General features: G+C 55.7%; 15 protein-coding genes. 5 read left to right on the top strand and 10 right to left on the bottom strand.

Annotation, left to right across the window (positions count from 1 at the left end):
• The first annotated feature begins 48 nt into the window (after positions 1 to 48).
• Positions 49 to 660, top strand: coding sequence for a DNA-3-methyladenine glycosylase family protein (locus ACQKE4_RS06695; protein ID WP_427387485.1), 612 nt, complete (start codon positions 49 to 51; stop codon positions 658 to 660).
• A gap of 11 nt (positions 661 to 671) precedes the next feature.
• Here ACQKE4_RS06695 and ACQKE4_RS06690 read toward each other — a convergent pair whose 3' ends face one another.
• The 7 genes from ACQKE4_RS06690 to ACQKE4_RS06660 form a co-directional block, all read right to left on the bottom strand.
• On the bottom strand, positions 672 to 1,547 hold the full coding sequence (locus tag ACQKE4_RS06690; protein ID WP_427387484.1) for a pirin family protein: 876 nt from the start codon (positions 1,545 to 1,547) through the stop codon (positions 672 to 674).
• Positions 1,548 to 1,693: 146 nt separating this feature from the next.
• Complete coding sequence (gene dld, locus ACQKE4_RS06685; protein WP_427387483.1) at positions 1,694 to 3,433, bottom strand: D-lactate dehydrogenase; 1,740 nt, start codon at positions 3,431 to 3,433, stop codon at positions 1,694 to 1,696.
• A 35-nt stretch (positions 3,434 to 3,468) separates the two neighbouring features.
• Positions 3,469 to 4,746 (bottom strand): TRAP transporter large permease, encoded by a 1,278-nt coding sequence (locus ACQKE4_RS06680; protein ID WP_427387482.1) that lies wholly within the window; start codon positions 4,744 to 4,746, stop codon positions 3,469 to 3,471.
• Entirely contained in the window at positions 4,743 to 5,234 is a 492-nt protein-coding gene (locus ACQKE4_RS06675) for a TRAP transporter small permease (protein ID WP_427387481.1), read from the bottom strand. The genes ACQKE4_RS06680 and ACQKE4_RS06675 overlap by 4 nt, the downstream gene beginning before the upstream one ends.
• Complete coding sequence (dctP, locus tag ACQKE4_RS06670; protein WP_427387480.1) at positions 5,231 to 6,307, bottom strand: TRAP transporter substrate-binding protein DctP; 1,077 nt, start codon at positions 6,305 to 6,307, stop codon at positions 5,231 to 5,233. The genes ACQKE4_RS06675 and dctP overlap by 4 nt, the downstream gene beginning before the upstream one ends.
• 57 nt (positions 6,308 to 6,364) lie before the next feature.
• On the bottom strand, positions 6,365 to 7,951 hold the full coding sequence (locus ACQKE4_RS06665; RefSeq protein ID WP_427387479.1) for an aldehyde dehydrogenase (NADP(+)): 1,587 nt from the start codon (positions 7,949 to 7,951) through the stop codon (positions 6,365 to 6,367).
• A 42-nt stretch (positions 7,952 to 7,993) separates the two neighbouring features.
• A complete protein-coding gene (locus ACQKE4_RS06660; RefSeq protein WP_009288396.1) occupies positions 7,994 to 9,127 on the bottom strand; it encodes an iron-containing alcohol dehydrogenase in 1,134 nt (377 codons plus the stop codon).
• Between the two features lie 116 nt (positions 9,128 to 9,243).
• On the opposite strand from ACQKE4_RS06660, the gene ACQKE4_RS06655 reads away from it, so the two are divergent.
• On the top strand, positions 9,244 to 10,215 hold the full coding sequence (locus ACQKE4_RS06655; protein ID WP_427387478.1) for a LysR family transcriptional regulator: 972 nt from the start codon (positions 9,244 to 9,246) through the stop codon (positions 10,213 to 10,215).
• Between the two features lie 12 nt (positions 10,216 to 10,227).
• Here ACQKE4_RS06655 and ACQKE4_RS06650 read toward each other — a convergent pair whose 3' ends face one another.
• Positions 10,228 to 11,268: a zinc-dependent alcohol dehydrogenase family protein gene (locus tag ACQKE4_RS06650; RefSeq protein WP_427387477.1), complete on the bottom strand. Its 1,041-nt coding sequence runs from the start codon at positions 11,266 to 11,268 to the stop codon at positions 10,228 to 10,230.
• An 82-nt stretch (positions 11,269 to 11,350) separates the two neighbouring features.
• Positions 11,351 to 11,926, bottom strand: a complete 576-nt coding sequence (locus ACQKE4_RS06645; RefSeq protein ID WP_427387476.1) for a histidine phosphatase family protein — start codon at positions 11,924 to 11,926, stop codon at positions 11,351 to 11,353.
• A 292-nt stretch (positions 11,927 to 12,218) separates the two neighbouring features.
• On the opposite strand from ACQKE4_RS06645, the gene ACQKE4_RS06640 reads away from it, so the two are divergent.
• The 3 genes from ACQKE4_RS06640 (at position 12,219) to ACQKE4_RS06630 (ending at position 15,355) form a co-directional block, all read left to right on the top strand.
• Entirely contained in the window at positions 12,219 to 13,289 is a 1,071-nt protein-coding gene (locus tag ACQKE4_RS06640) for a Fic family protein (RefSeq protein WP_427387475.1), read from the top strand.
• Between the two features lie 513 nt (positions 13,290 to 13,802).
• Entirely contained in the window at positions 13,803 to 14,108 is a 306-nt protein-coding gene (locus tag ACQKE4_RS06635; protein ID WP_008957106.1) for a helix-turn-helix domain-containing protein, read from the top strand.
• Positions 14,105 to 15,355: a type II toxin-antitoxin system HipA family toxin gene (locus ACQKE4_RS06630; RefSeq protein ID WP_427387474.1), complete on the top strand. Its 1,251-nt coding sequence runs from the start codon at positions 14,105 to 14,107 to the stop codon at positions 15,353 to 15,355. The genes ACQKE4_RS06635 and ACQKE4_RS06630 overlap by 4 nt, the downstream gene beginning before the upstream one ends.
• Before the next feature lie 205 nt (positions 15,356 to 15,560).
• Here ACQKE4_RS06630 and ACQKE4_RS06625 read toward each other — a convergent pair whose 3' ends face one another.
• Positions 15,561 to 16,379, bottom strand: coding sequence for a hypothetical protein (locus ACQKE4_RS06625; protein ID WP_427387473.1), 819 nt, complete (start codon positions 16,377 to 16,379; stop codon positions 15,561 to 15,563).
• Positions 16,380 to 16,381 lie beyond the last annotated feature (2 nt).

Genomic DNA, 16,381 nt, shown 5'->3' with positions numbered 1-16,381 from the left:
CTCCTGCTTTGCTAGTGTGAAGCTTTTACTTAGACGCGTGAGGCAATAATGACGCCCGAAACCATTGAACAAGCCATGCAAGCGTTAGCGAAAGCTGACCCGGATATTGCCCGAGCTTACCCCTTAGTCGGTGCGCCTGCTCCACGCCAGCATAACCAGGGTTTTGCGACGTTTTTCAGTACGATCGTCAGCCAACAGCTTTCCACCGAAGCGGCCCGCGCGATTATGGGCCGTGTTAATTCCCTGCTGCCCGAGCTGCACGCCAAAGCGGTAATGGAGATGGAAGGCCAAGCTTTGCGAGATGCAGGCCTCTCCTGGCGCAAGATCGAATATGCCAAAGGGTTGGCAGAAGCTGAATTGGCGGGCACCTTCAGCGCCGACGGTTTAGCGCATTTAAGCGATGACGAGGCGATTGCTGCGATCACTGAACTGCGCGGCTTTGGCCGTTGGAGCGCCGAGATCTACCTGATGTTTTCGCTAAAACGCCCGGATATCTTCCCCGCGGATGATCTTGCCCTGCGAGTCGCGCTAGGCCGCTTAAAAGGCATGGACGACAAACCCACGCCTAAGCAGGCCCGCCAGTTAGTGGAGCCCTGGGCGCCCTGGCGCAGCGTGGGCTCGCTGTTTTTGTGGCATTACTATCGCGGCGAACCGCTGTAGGGCGTTGGCCTTTAAAGAGTGAGTCCACCAAATTTGCCGTTCTGATAGTCCTCTACCGCCTGGACAATCTCTTCACGGGTGTTCATTACGAAGGGTCCATGTGAGTAGACAGGTTCATCAATCACCTCACCATGACCAAACAGTAGGCGAGCATCGCTGCTGGCTTCGATAACAACGCTATCGCCATCGCGGCCTACTTCGATCAGATGGTGCGGCTGAACGGGTTCGCCGCCCACCTCAACATTGCCCTCCACCACGTAGAGAAACGCCTGCCGCCCGACTGCGGCGGGTAGTTGCTCCCGAGCACCGGCAGGCAGTCGTAACGTCGACATAAACACGCCGGTTAGCGACTCAATAGGCCCCGCCTGCTCCTGCCACTGCCCGGCAATCAGGTTCAGCTCACCACCACCCGGCAGCGCAATGGCGGGTATCGATTCATGCTGCAGGCCCACATAGCGCGGTTCGCTCATCTTTAAGCTAGCTGGCAGATTTATCCACAGCTGCAAAATCTCTAACGGGCCGCCGTCGTGCAGAAACTCGGGTGGCGAAATTTCCGCATGTACAATGCCGCTGCCCGCGGTCATCCACTGTACGCCGCCCGCGTTGATCACGCTTTGATGCTTGGCGCTATCTGCATGGGCAAGCGAGCCTTCCAGAATAAAGGTGACCGTCTCAAAGCCACGGTGTGGGTGCGGGCCAAACGGCAACCCCTGATTGTTAGCGGGGTAGGTCTGAGGGCCGTGGTGGTTAAGAAACAGAAACGGATCAAGCTGGTCCACCCCTGGCCCCGGCAGCGGCCGACGAGTCACTAAATCGCCAATATCATCGCGCTTGGCCGGGTGCTGGGCGATTACGCGGCGCACTGTTTGATTAGTATCTGTTGGCATAACAACCTCCTTATCAATACCGCCCAGCGTAAAACCTACAGCCACGGATGAGGAGCGAATAATTTGCCTCGTTTCGTTGCAGGAAATTGAAAAACGGGTTCTTTTCGCGGGCAGGCACCGGCCAGAGGGAAACGCCGCAGCCCACGTTATCGCCAATCACGCTGTTTTGATGTCTTACCAATCCCGGGGTTGAACTGATTGGTAGGGTCGAGTTGCCGATAGAAATCGCGCAGCGCTGGCTTAGCATGATACAGATGCCCCACATTGTGCTCGGCTGGATATTCGGCTCCCCGGGCATCGAGCAGCGCACAAATCTCCTGCTCCAAGGCGTGACAATCCTCGCCTTTTTTCACCAGATACTCCTGATGCAGCACATGGCAGAGAAAATGTCCCACATAGAACTTGCGCTCGATCCGCGCCTCGATCTCGGGCGGCAAGGTCTCGAACCAGTCGAGGGCATCCCTCGGCAGCGCCACGTCAAGTGCCACGATATCTTCGACCGTTCGCGGATGAACGGCTCGGTAGCGCACCACGGCGCCCCCTGAGGCGAAGCGATTGAGGAACGCGGCGCTACCCTCCTCATCAGTACACTCGAAGAAGTCACTGTGCTCGGCTGGGAATCGCTCTGCCAGATAGGCGCGCATTTCAGCGATGCACTCTCCCCCTGTGCGCAGCATCAGATGGTGTGTATAGCGGTCACGGTAATCGAGCAAGCGTCGTGGCATATGTTCGGGGAACAGCCGGGACGCAGCCTGAAGCAGCCGGTCAGACAGATGGCGGCCCAGGCGCAGCGACTCGGTGACACCATCGAACCAGCTTTTCGCGGCAAAGGCTTTCGGTACGTTCAGGGTGCCGAACCGGCGGATGAACAGGAAAAGATCCTTGCCATAGGCGTGCGCCATATCAAAGGCATCTTTATGCATGTATTCGCCAGCGATGGGCAGGTGCTGGAACTGACCGAGCAGGTCTCTTCTGATCTGCTGCAACTGGTCGGGATCATTGGTGCCTATATAGAAGACGCGCTCGTTGGACGCAGCGGGGAAGGTGTCCATCCGTACCGCAAACACGGCCAGCTTTCCTGCAGAGCCGGACACTTCATAATGGCGGCGTGGGTCGGCGTTGAAGCGCGCAGGCGTCGAGGCCGAGATATCGCGCACGTGCGTTTTGTACTCTCGGTCGGATGCCCAGGCGGTCTCGCTCATCTGGATATCGCTTGGTGAGTAGTGGCCTCTGTCCAAGCGGGTCAGTACCTCTTCCGGCGAGTTACCCAGCTCAATCCCCAGGTGATTCACCAGCACCAGCTTGCGCTCCGGGGTCACCTGAGCGAAGAGAGATAGCTGCGTATACGCGGGCCCACGCTGTACCAGCGAGCCGCCCGAGTTGTTGCAAATGCCGCCGGTCACCGACGCGCCAATGCAGCTCGACCCAATCACGGAGTGGGGTTCACGGCCCATGGGGCGCAGCGCATGCTCCAGCCGATCCAGCGTTGCTCCGGGAAGACAAATAGCCTGACGCCCCTCGTCGATTAAATCGACCCGGTCGATGCGCAAGGTATTGATGATCACGATGGGCCGGTCATAGCCCGTTCCGAAAGGGGTAGAGCCGCCGGTCAGTCCGGTATTGGCGGCCTGCATGATGATAGCAACATCGACGTCCACACAGGCTTGTAATACCTGCCACTGCTCCCAAAGCGTACCTGGCTCGACCGCGGCCATCACCTCTCCATCGCCGTAACGGTAGCCTTTACGAAAGCGGTGGGTGGCGCGGGTGCCGACATGCACATAACGCTTGCCCGTGACGCTTTGCAACTGAGCAATGAGCGAACTGGCCATCTCTGAATACCCATCAATAATGTTCATGGTGAGCAGAGTGCGCTGCCCCGACATCGGGAGAGCGCTCTCCGCACGCTTTGACTGCTTAGTTAACGCGCCATGGTGCCCGGTAGGAACAGCGAGAGCTGCGGCACGAAGGTGATGATCATCAGGCAGGCAATGACGACGGCTAGAAACACCAGCAAAGGCCTTAACATGGCGGTTATCGAGCAGCCTGCAATTTGCGCGGCGGCAAACAGGTTGACGCCCAACGGTGGGGTAATCATCCCCAGCGCAAGGTTCACCACCATGACGGTGCCAAAGTGCACCGGCTCGATACCCACACGCAGCGCGGCATCCTGCAAGATCGGCGCGAGCACCACGATGCTGGCACCGGTCTCGATGAACATGCCCACCACGAACAGCATAAAGTTGATGGCCAGCATCAGCGAGGTTGGGCCATCGAAGGTGCTGGTCAACCAGAGCGCCGCGGCATCGGGCACCCCCTGACGATTCAACAAGTAGCCCATCAAACTGGCGGCACCGATGATGAACATGATCACCGCGGAGGTGACCACCGATTTACGAAACGCCAGCGCAACGTCTTTGAAGCTCATTTCACGGTGCAGGAGGAGCCCCACCACCAGCGCATAGACGACGGCAATGACGCTGGCCTCGGTGGGCGTGGTTACACCGCCATAAATACCGCCCATAATCAGTATGGGCATCACCAGCGACCAGACCGCTCGCCGAGTCGCGTCGAGGCGAGAGAGCCTTCCATCGCCATCGCGCTTGCCCCACCCCTTGATCCGGCACCAGATGAAAATGGTGACCATCAGACTAACGGCAATCAATACCCCAGGCAGCACCCCCGCGAGAAACAGATCCGGAATGGAGGTCTGCGTGGCGACACCATACAGAATCATGGGAATCGAAGGGGGTAGAATCACGCCAAGCTCCGCCGAAACCGCCATCAGGGCCGCCGCGAAGCCAATGGGATAGCCGTAATCGCGCATGGCAGGAATGAGGATAGCCCCTACGGCAAAGGTAGTAGCAACACTCGATCCCGAAATAGCCGAGAACATCATGCAGGTCAGCACACAGGTGATGGCCAAGCCCCCCTGCAGTTGGCCGGTAAAGGCGCGTGCAAACTCGACCAGCCTGCGCGACAGCCCACCCACTTCCATCAAATTGCCGGCGAGAATAAAGAACGGAATGGCGGCTAGCGGGAATTTATCCAGCGCGATAAAGATCTGCTGCGGCACCACGAGCAGCGGCAGACTGGTAAAGCCCACCAAGCCGATCATCGAGGCCAAACCGATGGCAATGGCGACAGGCACCGATATCGCAAACAGGATCAGCATGGAGGTGATCAGCGCACTGGTCATGACGGCTCTCCTTTACCTGCTTGGATAAAGTGAACGATGCTGCCCAGCATGGCGAACACCGCCCCCACTGGGAGGGCGGCGTATCCCCAGCTCATCGAGATATTCAATCCCGCCATCTGCTGAAAGCGCACGCGGGACGCCACCTCCCAGCCAAACCAGAACAGCGTGGCAAACAGCGTCAGACACGACAGCAGCGTGACCAGCTCGATCGACCGTCGCACTCGACCCGAGGTCAGCAACTTGGCTAAATCGATGGCTACGAATGCCCCCCGCCGCAGCGCCACCGAACAGCCCAGCAGTACCATCCAGACCAGCGCCAGACGGGTCAGCGCTTCCGACCAGACCGATGGGGCTTGGAAGACGAATCGGCCCAGCACCTGCCAGAAGCTGGCTCCTACCGCAATCGCCAAGGCGCAAGAGGCGGCTAACGCCACCCCCATTGCAATGCCTCGATCAATGCGCTGGATCGTGGCGATGCCCCTGCTCATTCGGCGCTCCAGTCTCGGATGGCTTGCAGCCTCTCGGCACCGAATTCGGCTTCGAAATCGGCGTAGGCACTGGCCATGGCATCGCGATACGCCTGGATGTCATCGATCTCCACGATATCGATACCGCGGTCACGTAGCGTCTCGATGCCGACTAGCTCATCCTTTTCCACCCGTTTACGGTTCGCGGCCGCCGCAAACGCCCCGGACGTTTTGAGGGCGGCTTGTTGCTGTTCGTCCAGCCCCGCAACGAAATCGGGGTTACAGGCAAAAATGCCAGGGGAGTATACGTGGCGCGTCAGATAGAGATGCTGCTGCATCATATCGAGGTTGTTCGCCAGAATGACCGGAATCGGATTCTCCTGGCCATCCACCGTGCCCTGCTGCAGGGCGGGCGGAAGCTCAGAGAACGCCATCGGAGTAGGCAACACACCGGCCGCCTGCCAAGCCGCGATATGGATAGGGTTCTCCATGGTGCGGATCTTCATCCCCACCAGATCGTCCGGCGACGCGATGCTTTTGGAACCCGTGGTCAGGTTGCGAAAGCCATTCTCCATCCAGGCCACCCCTTCGAGACCATAGCGGGGAAACAGCGCCAGCAGTTCCTGGCCGGTCTCACCGTCCAGCACTCCGCGCGCATGCTCGTAACCATCGAACAGAAAGGGTACGTCCAGCACACGGGTTTCGGGCACGAAGTTGCCTAGCGGGCCCGCCGATACGATGGCGCACTCCTGCGTGCCGAACTGAACGCTCTCCAGCGCCTCGCGCTCATTGTCCAAACGCTGGATGACAACATTGATGGCGCCCTCGGTTTGCGCTTCGAGGCTCTGCTTGAACGCGATGGCAGCCTCGCCGAAATGACTGTCGGCGGGTGACGAGTGGGTAACGGTCAACACGGTTTGCCCCAATGCCGCTGATACCCCCCAGCTCATCGAGAGTGCTAGCGTTCCCGCTATCGCGGCGATCTTGCCGTATCCAAAATAAGCCATATGCTTACTTCCTGAATTATTATTGGAATTCATGCCTGCTACCGCTTGAACAGCGAGGTTTTTAAGAGTTGGCGTTTTGAGTTTCATTTTTTATGGTACCTGTGTTGTTTTATTGTGGTGATGTATTGCGCGTGAACCGGCGCGCTATCCGAGCGCGTCCCGGCTGAGTTGCCCGTTGACCAAGCGCATCAGCCCTAGCGGATTGGCGTTTTGCAGGGCACTCGGCAGGCAGGCATCAGGGTAGTTCTGAAAGCAAACGGGGCGCAGGTAGCGGTCGATCGCCAGCGTGCCGACCGAGGTACCGCGGGCATCCGAGGTCGCCGGATAAGGCCCGCCGTGAACCATCGCATCGCACACCTCCACCCCCGTGGGGTAGCCATTGAGCAGCAGCCGCCCGGCGCGATGCTCCAACTGCGTCATCATCTCCGCGTGGGCGGAGAGATCTTCCGGCTCGGCGTGCAGGGTGACGGTCAACTGCCCCTGCATAACGTCGAAATAGCGCGCCAGTGTCTCGCTATCCGGCACCGTCACGACGATGGTGGTCGGCCCAAAGACCTCGTCCTCCAGCGGGCGATCCGACCTGAAGAGACAGTCGGGTGTCGCGCGGAACAGGTGCGCTCGCGCTTTGCCCGGTTCAGCGCTGCCCCCGGTTATCTGGGTGACCTCGGGCAGTTCAGCGAGCCGCGCAACGCCTTGTTGGTAGTGCTCCAGGGTCTGGCGGTTTAGCATCACCTGTTCATCGGCACTCGCCAGGGCATCGCCCAACGCGGTAATAAACTGCTCCGTTTCCGGGGAGTCCACCGCCAACACCAGCCCCGGGTTGGTGCAGAACTGGCCGCACCCCAGGGTGACCGACGCCGCTAAATCGGTGGCGATGCGCTCGCCTCTTTCCCGCAGCGCCGCCGGCATCAGCCAAACGGGGTTGATGCTCGACATCTCGGCAAACACCGGAATAGGCTCCGGCCGTTTAGCTGCCAGATCGCAAAGCGCCCGTCCGCCCGACAGCGAGCCGGTAAAGCCCACCGCCTTGATACCCGGCGCCTGTACCAGGTCTTTACCGACCCCACTGCCATAGATCATGTTGAACACGCCCGCAGGCATGGCGGTGTTGCGTGCCGCTCGCTCGATGGCCTGTGCGACCCATTCGGCGGTCATCACGTGGCTGGAGTGGGCTTTGACCACGACCGGGCAGCCAGCGGCCAGTGCTGACGCGGTATCACCCCCCGCCACGGAAAACGCCAACGGAAAGTTGCTGGCCCCGAAGACCGCCACCGGCCCAAGGCCCATCTTGACCTGGCGCAGATCAGGGCGCGGCAGAGGGGAGCGCTCGGGCAAAGCCAGATCGATGCGCGCCCCTAAAAAGTCGCCTCGGCGCAACACCTCGGCAAACAGCCGTAACTGCCCGCTGGTACGCCCCCGCTCACCGTTGATGCGGGCGGCAGGTAGCGCCGTCTCACGCACGACGTCATTGATGAAGTCATCGCCCAGTGCGTCGAGCTCATCGGCAATCGCTTCCAGAAACTGTGCACGCGCTTCTGGCGCGAGCTGACGAAAAGCTGGGTAAGCCGCAGAGGCGGCCGCTACCGCCTGCTCGACCTCTTCCACCGTCGCCTGAAAGTAGGCCAGATCATGGTGGCTACCATCCGCGGCGGCGACGCTGGCGAGCGAGGCCTGGCCCTGGCCGCTGCGCTCGCCGCCAATGAACTGCTGGCCGGTCAACGTGGTACTCATACTTTGCTCTCCCGATGGTTCAGAGGAATCGCTCGCCAAGACTTACAGCGAACATTCGAGAAGTTGGCGGTAGTCGTTGGCGCTAGCATCGATGGGATTGGTCTTGTGGCTGTGATCCGCCAGCGCCCCCTTGATGATGTCGTCGAACATGGCCGAGGTGATGCCGAGCTCGCCCAAGCCCGTGGGGAGATTCAGGCGTTTCGTTAGCGCCTGCATGGCATCCGCCACGTCTTGGCCCGCTGGCAGGTTCATCGCTTGGGCCATCCGGGCCAGTTTGTCGTCCTTGACCATCGTGTCGGCCTGGGCGTTGAAGCGGATCACTGCGGGCAGCAGAATGGCGTTCAGGGTGCCGTGGTGCAGCGACGGATTGAGCCCACCCAGCGAGTGACTCAAGCTGTGCACGCAGCCAAGCCCTTTTTGAAAGGCCAGCGCGCCCTGCATGGAGGCACTCATCATATTCGTGCGTGCCTCACGGTTGCTAGGCTCGTTGACCGCGGTTTCGATATGCGCCCAGGCGCGCCGCAAGCCATCCAGGGCAATGCCATCTGCCGGAGGATTGAACGAGGGTGCCATGAAGGTTTCCATGCAGTGCGCGATGGCATCGATGCCCGTTGCTGCGGTCATGCGGGCGGGCAAGCCAAGCGTCAGCTCGGGATCGCAGATCGCCAGTTTGGGGACGACATGGGGCGACAGCACGCCCACCTTGCGGCCATCGTCGAGAATCAAAATGGCTCCACGGCCAACTTCGCTGCCGGTACCCGCCGTTGTCGGGATGGCAATCACCGGGGCGGTCGCCGAGGTAATCCGTGACATGCCACCTTCGATGACGGCGAACTGGCGCAGCGGCCCGGGGTGCGCCACGCTCACCGCCACGCCCTTGGCGAGATCGATGGGCGAGCCACCGCCCAGCGCGATCACACCATCGCACTGCTGGGACTGATAAAACGCCACCGCCTCGCGTACCGCGCCCTCATTCGGGTTGGGCGGCGTACGGGTAAAGACAGCAGCGGGGTGATCCAGGACACGCTGTATTCGCTCCAGTAGTCCCGCCTGTTGAATCCCTTCATCTGTTACAATCAGCGGGCGATGGATACCCAGTCGGGTGCATTCGTCTTGCAGTAGATCGACGCTGCCGTCGCCAAACTGTACTTGGGTCACGTAGTTGATGAGTGCCATAGCGTGTTTTCGTCTTTGTTAATTATTCGGAAATAGAGTGACTTGCTGCATTGACTATATTCACGTGAACCAACGCTGGATAATGACAACCTCTGATAGCGGCATAACGAAAATTCATGTCTACACTAACGTCGATCATCTCCCGCCTGCGCATGCGCCACTTGCGTCTGCTGATTGCCTTGCATGAGCATGGCACGGTGCAAAAAGCGGCCGAGTCCGTGGCGCTAACCCAGCCAGGGGCCACCAAGGCACTCAATGAAATCGAAGCCATGCTGGGCGTACAGCTGTTTCAGCGTACACATAAGGGGCTGGAAACGACGGACATGGGGCTCTGTGCGGTGCGCTATGCACGCCTGATCAACACGGATCTGGCCCACTTCCATGAAGAGTTGGAAAGCATGCAGCAAGGCCGTGGTGGCCGACTGGCGGTGGGATTGATTATGGGGGCTGTGCCACTGATTTCGGCGGCGTTGTCGCGGGTTCGCAGCCTGCAGCCGGCGATCTCCATAGAGGTGGTCGAAGACACCAGCGCGCGCCTGCTCAACTTACTTGACCGTGGTCGCCTCGATGCCGCTATTTGCCGGTCGCGAGTCAATCAAAGGCCGCATCTTTACACTAGTCTAGACATCCACGAGGAGGAGTTGGCGGTCATTTGCCATCCTGACAATCCGCTCACTCGCCATTCAGCACTGACACTCGCCGATTTATCTGACACCTCGTGGATCGTGTATCCAGCCAACATGCCGATGCGGCTGCTGCTGGAACGCGAGTTTCATGAGGCCAAGGTACCGTTTCCGCTCTACCCTATCGAAACGGCATCCGCTTTCACGAGCATCTCGATGCTTGGCCATGACCGCGAATCAGTCGCGCTGATGTCGGTCGATGCCTCAAAGCCCTTTGTCGATGCCGGCATGATGGCAAGGCTACCCATTGAGTTGCTCTCACGTAGCGAGCCCTATGAACTGGTCACCCGCAAAGGGGCTAGCGTGTCCCCCGCTAGCCAGCTATTCATGAAGGAAGTGGCGCTGGTCGGCAATTTACACGCGGATGCCGATGCTCATATCAAGTGGCTATGTAGCAAAAGCTAGCGGCGCACCGGTTCAAAACTCCGTGACAACAGTCACACCCGCCCCTTCAAACTTATCCATATTCATCAGCGCATCAATCGACTGTTCAAGCGTAATCCGCTTGCCAATCAGCTTTTCCGGCGCCAGCTTGCCCGATTGAATCATCGCCAGCATGGCGTCATAACGGTGTGCCTGCATGCCATGGCTGCCGAGTATTTCAAGCTCATTGGCGATCACCTTGCTCATGGGAATAGCGGGGGTGCTGTTCTCAGCCAACATCAGCCCGACCTGAATATGCTTGCCCCGTTTACGCAGGTTGCTGATGGAGTTAAAGCAGGTCGTCGGGTGGCCTAGCGCATCCAGGGATACGTGAGCGCCACCACGGGTTATTTCCGCCACTGCTTCCACCACATTAGCGACCTTGGCGGCATTTACCGTGGCAACGGCGCCTAATTGACGTGCTAGCTTAAGCGCATCCTCTGAAATATCGATAGCAACAACGTTAGCGCCGATAGCGTTGGCAATCATGACGGCAGAGAGCCCCACACCACCGCAGCCGTGAACCGCCACCCACTGCCCTGCGGAGGTTTGGCCCTGATCGACCACCGCCCGAAATGAAGTAACAAACCGACAGCCCAGGCTGGCCGCGGTGGCAAAGTCGAGTGTTTCGGGTAGTGCCACCAAGTTCACGTCGGCGTAGTGAATGCGCACATACTCGGCAAAGGAGCCCCAGTGGGTAAAACCAGGTTGGAACTGGCTATCGCAAACCTGATGATTGCCGGAGTGGCACTCAGGGCAAGTACCGCACCCACCCACGAACGGCACCGTCACTCGATCGCCAATGCGCCATTTCTGTACGTCTTTACCCACGGCTTCCACAACGCCTGCCAGCTCATGCCCCGGCACATGGGGGAGCTGGATATCGGTATCGTGCCCCACCCAACCATGCCAATCGCTGCGGCAAACCCCGGTCGCCATGACTTTCACCACAACGCCGTGGGGGTCAGGCGTAGGGTCAGGTAGGTATTGGATGCTAGGTGGGGCGGAAAATTGCTCAAAAACAACGGCTTTCATAAAGAATTCCTAAACTATATCGCTTTTTTACTTTATAACCGCACCCGCAGATAACGAGCAACTTATTGGTCACTAACAGTTATTATTGGCCACTAACGCTTAGCCGCCCCACCACCTGAAACGAATCAACCGTTGGGCGTAACACAATCATCTCGCCAGAACCCACACCGCCGCCAATCAGCGCGGTGATATTCACCTGATGGGTAATCAGTAGCAAATTGCCCGCTCCCTGCCATGCGGCAATCTGCTCTTGAGCGGTTTGGGTGATGAGCCCCTGATCACCTTGACCGCGAAAGAACGAATCTAGCCAGGGAGTAGGCTCTACCGGCCCCAGCGCCATCAAATCAGCGGTATCCAGCGCCCGGCACCAGCGTGATGAATACACCGCCGCAATAGGGATATTCCGTGCACGAAACGCACGACCAACTGCCTGCGCCTGAGCACGGCCACTCGCAGAAAGATTGCGCTGAGTCTCGCACTGCTCCAAAACAAAACCCGGCGGGTCGCCAATACCAGGGGCTAAGGAGTGGCGCATTAGAATGACCAAGCCACCCTCTTTAAGCGCCTGCCAGGTAGCTTCGTTTGCTTGGGCGCTGATGGGCAGGATAACCAGCACGCTTAGCAGCAGGGTTAATGTGAAGTGGCTTAGGGTTCTCATCGGGAGATATTCAAGCAGGCTGGAAATGACATTCAGCCTATCTCAGTCGGCTAATTATGAGTAGCGGCTCAGTCAACGCGGTTGCCGCCGTCAGCCGCTGTAAACGTTCGGCCTACTCCGAGAGCGCGGCGCGTAGTATCACGCTGTTAGCGTCGGGAGTGAATACACCGATAGTGCGCCCCAGTTCCGCAATGGGTATCGACTTTCATATATAGAAAAATGCTATTTTCTTTGCATATGACGTTCGATATGTATAGATTTTTCTTTTTTCTATACATTAAAAGGATTAACCGTGCTGCCATTCCTTCCTCTTGACGCCATAGAGCAGTGGGAAACCCGAGCCGTATTAAAACAAGCGGCTCAGGCGCACCGTTACCTGGCCGAGCTTAAAGGCGTTGCCGCGACTATTCCCAATGAAGAAATTCTGATCAACACGCTCACGCTGCAGGAAGCACGGCATAGCTCTGAAATTGAAAATATCATTACCACTCAGGATGAGCTTTATCGGGCAGTGGTAGCCGATGAAGCCAGCATAGCTCCCGAAACCAAAGAAGTGCAGGATTACGCTACTGCCCTTCGCGCCGGGTTCAACAGCGTTCGGCAAAGCCGATTACTTCGCCTCAATGACATTCTCGTTATTCAGGAAACGCTTGAGAAAAATCGAGCTGGCTTACGCAAGCTACCGGGTACAGCTCTAAAAAACCAAGCGACTGGCGAAGTGGTTTACGAACCACCCCAGTCCGCACAGGTAATCGTCGAACTAATCGAAAACCTAGTGGCTTACATCAATGATGACACCCTTTGCGATGCCGACCCACTGGTTAAAATGGCGATCATTCACCATCAATTTGAAAGCATTCACCCGTTCTACGACGGTAATGGTAGAACAGGACGAATCATCAATATGCTGTACCTGGTTGCCAAAGACTTACTCGACCTGCCCGTGCTTTACCTCAGCCGCTATCTAATCCAGACCAAGGCGCGCTACTACGAAGAGTTGCAAGCAGTCAGAGACACCGGCAACTGGGAACCCTGGTTGCTTTACATGCTGGAAGGGGTAAGCCAAACGGCTCAGCAAACCATCGACTTAATCAGTCACATTCGCGAGCTAATGCAATATACAAAGCACAGAATGCGCGAGGAGTGTCCCAAGATTTATAGACAGGAGCTGCTTAACAACCTGTTTAATCACCCCTATACCAAAATTGAATTTGTGATGGACGATTTAGGCGTTAGCCGCATCACAGCCACTAAGTACCTAGAAGAATTGGTAAGCACTGGCCTACTGGATAAAACCAAAGTAGGTCGCAGCAACTTTTATATCAATACACCGCTGATGACCCTTTTTCTTGAGCGCGGTTAAATCAACGTTTAAGCAAACGTGACCCGCAATGACGGCACCAACTTGGTAATGGTCGATTAGTCTGACTCAGTTTGATGAATACACCGCCGCAATGGGATATCCCGCTCACAAGTCGCTATCTTCAAGCGCTTGCCAGGTGGCTTCATTTGCCTAGGCACTGATGGGCAGCATGCCCAACACACCGAACCGCTGGGTCAAGGCTTTGATGGCACCAACTTGCGCCAGTTTTATCAAAGCTTTCCAAAACGGAACGCAGTGCGTACCGAATTGAGCTCGACTCACTACCGCACCCTGTTAAGGGTGGAAAATGCTCAAACCCACGACTGGTATTTGTAAGAAGCGATCAACCAAAGCTCCAGAACCAGAACTTAGGACTATATTCCTATAATTCAAAAAAAAAGGGGAACATAGTACCTAAGCTTTTCGTGCTTCGATTGGCCAACTTGTAAATATTGGACTATATTCCCATTATATATTTAAAAATGGGAATATAGTCCCTTTATTGGTAATCGTATGGCAAAGCGAAATTTACACAGCGTGCTGTTTCCAAAGCAGCGCAAAATTCTCACTCATTTTGGTGAGGATTTGTTGCTGGCGATGAAGCGTCGTGGGTTAACCAAGAAGATGCTCTGCGAACGAACTGGGTTTGATCATAAAACCGTGAACAAGGTATTTGCTGGCGATCCTGGTGTGGCGATTGGCACCTATTTGAAAATCATGGCTGTGTTGGGCATGGAAAGTAACTTCTCTGAAGTAGCCGCACATGACGAGTTAGGGATCAAACTGCAAAACATTAAACTACTGGAAGGTTCAAAATGAGCCGTGAGTTGGTAGAGGTTTATGCAGATTGGCATCCCATTGAGCAACCATTATTAATTGGTCAGTTGGCTTATAGTGACTCAAGTCGTGGCGGCGTATTTAGCTTTACCTATGACAGAGCTTTTTTAAAATCACCCTACTGTTTGCAAATTGACCCCTTGCTGACTCTGCATGCCGGTGAGTTTCACAATGACGAAGCAGATAAAAACTTTCGTGCATTTTTAGATTCATCGCCAGATCGCTGGGGACGTATTCTGATGCAGCGCAGGGCGGCTATCGAAAATCGCAAAGGTATTCGGCCGAGTAATCGATTAACGGAGCTCGATTATTTGCTTGGGGTACATGATTCCTACCGCATGGGTGGAATTCGCTTTAAAAGACCAGACTCACCTCATTTTCTTGATAACAATACCGAATTTGCGGCGCCACCCATGGCAGCGCTTCGCGAGTTAGAGCATGCTGCCATCCAAATTGAAAAAGACGATAACATCGACAGTGATGAATACTATCAGTGGTTGAAAATGTTGATTTCTCCCGGCTCTTCTTTGGGCGGTGCAAGGCCAAAAGCCTGTGTTACTGACGAGCAAAACCACCTGTGGATAGCCAAATTTCCAAATTTAAATGACACCTTCGATGTCGGTGTGTGGGAGATGGTGTGTTATGAGCTTGCCTTAGCGGCCGGGATTGAGATGTTTCCAAGTGAGATCCGAAAACTCTCGACTCGGCACCATACCTTTTTGACCAAGCGCTTTGATCGGATGGGTGACAAACGCCTACATTTTTCATCCGCCATGACGCAGCTCCAGTACTACGATGGTGAGCATTCTCAGGGTGCTAGTTATCTTGAAATCGCAGAATTTCTCTCTAATCAGGGGGCACAAACAAAAGCTGATCTTGCCCAATTATGGCGACGGATTGTGTTTAACATTGCGGTGTCGAACACAGATGACCACTTGCGTAATCACGGTTTTCTGTTAACTGACAAAGGCTGGAAGCTATCACCTGCTTACGATTTAAACCCCATTGTGGGAAAGCTAGGCCTTCACCTGAATATTACCGATACAGACAACGCTCTCGACTACCAGCTTGCCTTTGAAGTGCAAGATTTCTTCAGGCTGACTCAAACCGAGGCAAGGCAAATTTACGATGAGGTTTTAAATGCAGTGAAGCGGTGGCCATTGGTTGCACAGCGATTAGGCATCAGCCGAGCAGAGCAAACGATGAAGCAAGAGGCCTTTAACGTGTAATAGGCGTCGAGAGCAAAAATACCTGACATCGCGATCCTGACCGATCATCACTCTACCTAACAGCTGTCAAGATTTGCGAACTGGTTAGCGAAGGCAAATCGGTTGCAGATGGTCACATCGGGGTTCCAGTAGATTTTGTACCCGATGGGTTGGCATAGTAGGTCGTTGAGATTGATGGGGAGTTTGCCCATTTTCTTTTTTCCCCCTACCGTTCAAATACTGCAGCAATCACTGCTTCAGGTGCTTTTTTTCGAATACAAGCTTCTGCTACTGATGAAAACTCCATATCGTATTTTACTGTTGCCTTTAAGCGAGCAATCGACATTTCCTTCGTTAGCCAAACCAAAGCATGGACACCATGTTGTGCCCTAGCCCCACGATAGTCTTCAATTATCGATAGACATTCATCCCACTTTTTACCGCGCTTTTGATTTAGGCGGTTAATACGATTCAAACCCAAAATTTCGATAGTTTTTTCTGCTTTGAATTGCTCTAATTCATCAATATCACCAGCTAATACCGCTACACAGCCGTCATCATCTCTGTCATAGGAGATCAGTCGTGTTTGGTCAGTTAATGGGTCAATCAATACTGCACCCTCAAGCTTAAGCAGTATATCTGAGCAATTAATGACAGCACGTTGTTCGCCAGCAATAATAGGAAATACATCACTTTTTTTACTGTTGATTAAGTGTCCAGCTATTACATAGTTTTTCCAGTTAAATGTGAGCCACCAATAGCCACTTTCGTAACTTCCATCTAGGTTTTTTACACGGCCTTTGGGGCGAAAATGATCTACATGTATCGGGGATATAGATTCTTCGGCTTCTGTGTACCAGCACTTATTGGCAAATTGGCCCATAAGCCAGTTACGGATACGGGCATCTCGCCAGAAGCCTTCATGTTCATCAAGTATAATTTTCCGGGCTGCTTCATCAGGGGCCGCTTGTAATTGCGCAGTTATAGCCTCAGCTTCGGCAACCCAATCGGCTGGTGGTGTGCCTGTAATAATTACTTTTCGCATGC

This window comes from Halomonas sp. NPDC076908, from assembly GCF_050269715.1.
Classification (GTDB): domain Bacteria; phylum Pseudomonadota; class Gammaproteobacteria; order Pseudomonadales; family Halomonadaceae; genus Vreelandella.
The sequence above is the reverse complement of the archived record's forward strand: the minus strand, read 5'-3'. Positions and strand labels throughout refer to the sequence as shown.

Excerpts from the sequence above, each read along its gene's own strand:
- ACQKE4_RS06695 (WP_427387485.1), top strand. The coding sequence starts at position 49 with ATGACGCCCGAAACCATTGAACAAGCCATGCAAGCGTTAGCGAAAGCT.
- ACQKE4_RS06690 (WP_427387484.1), bottom strand. The coding sequence starts at position 1,547 with ATGCCAACAGATACTAATCAAACAGTGCGCCGCGTAATCGCCCAGCAC.
- dld (WP_427387483.1), bottom strand. The coding sequence starts at position 3,433 with ATGTCGGGGCAGCGCACTCTGCTCACCATGAACATTATTGATGGGTAT.
- ACQKE4_RS06680 (WP_427387482.1), bottom strand. The coding sequence starts at position 4,746 with ATGACCAGTGCGCTGATCACCTCCATGCTGATCCTGTTTGCGATATCG.
- ACQKE4_RS06675 (WP_427387481.1), bottom strand. The coding sequence starts at position 5,234 with ATGAGCAGGGGCATCGCCACGATCCAGCGCATTGATCGAGGCATTGCA.
- dctP (WP_427387480.1), bottom strand. The coding sequence starts at position 6,307 with ATGAAACTCAAAACGCCAACTCTTAAAAACCTCGCTGTTCAAGCGGTA.
- ACQKE4_RS06665 (WP_427387479.1), bottom strand. The coding sequence starts at position 7,951 with ATGAGTACCACGTTGACCGGCCAGCAGTTCATTGGCGGCGAGCGCAGC.
- ACQKE4_RS06660 (WP_009288396.1), bottom strand. The coding sequence starts at position 9,127 with ATGGCACTCATCAACTACGTGACCCAAGTACAGTTTGGCGACGGCAGC.
- ACQKE4_RS06655 (WP_427387478.1), top strand. The coding sequence starts at position 9,244 with ATGTCTACACTAACGTCGATCATCTCCCGCCTGCGCATGCGCCACTTG.
- ACQKE4_RS06650 (WP_427387477.1), bottom strand. The coding sequence starts at position 11,268 with ATGAAAGCCGTTGTTTTTGAGCAATTTTCCGCCCCACCTAGCATCCAA.
- ACQKE4_RS06645 (WP_427387476.1), bottom strand. The coding sequence starts at position 11,926 with ATGAGAACCCTAAGCCACTTCACATTAACCCTGCTGCTAAGCGTGCTG.
- ACQKE4_RS06635 (WP_008957106.1), top strand. The coding sequence starts at position 13,803 with ATGGCAAAGCGAAATTTACACAGCGTGCTGTTTCCAAAGCAGCGCAAA.
- ACQKE4_RS06630 (WP_427387474.1), top strand. The coding sequence starts at position 14,105 with ATGAGCCGTGAGTTGGTAGAGGTTTATGCAGATTGGCATCCCATTGAG.
- ACQKE4_RS06625 (WP_427387473.1), bottom strand. The coding sequence starts at position 16,379 with ATGCGAAAAGTAATTATTACAGGCACACCACCAGCCGATTGGGTTGCC.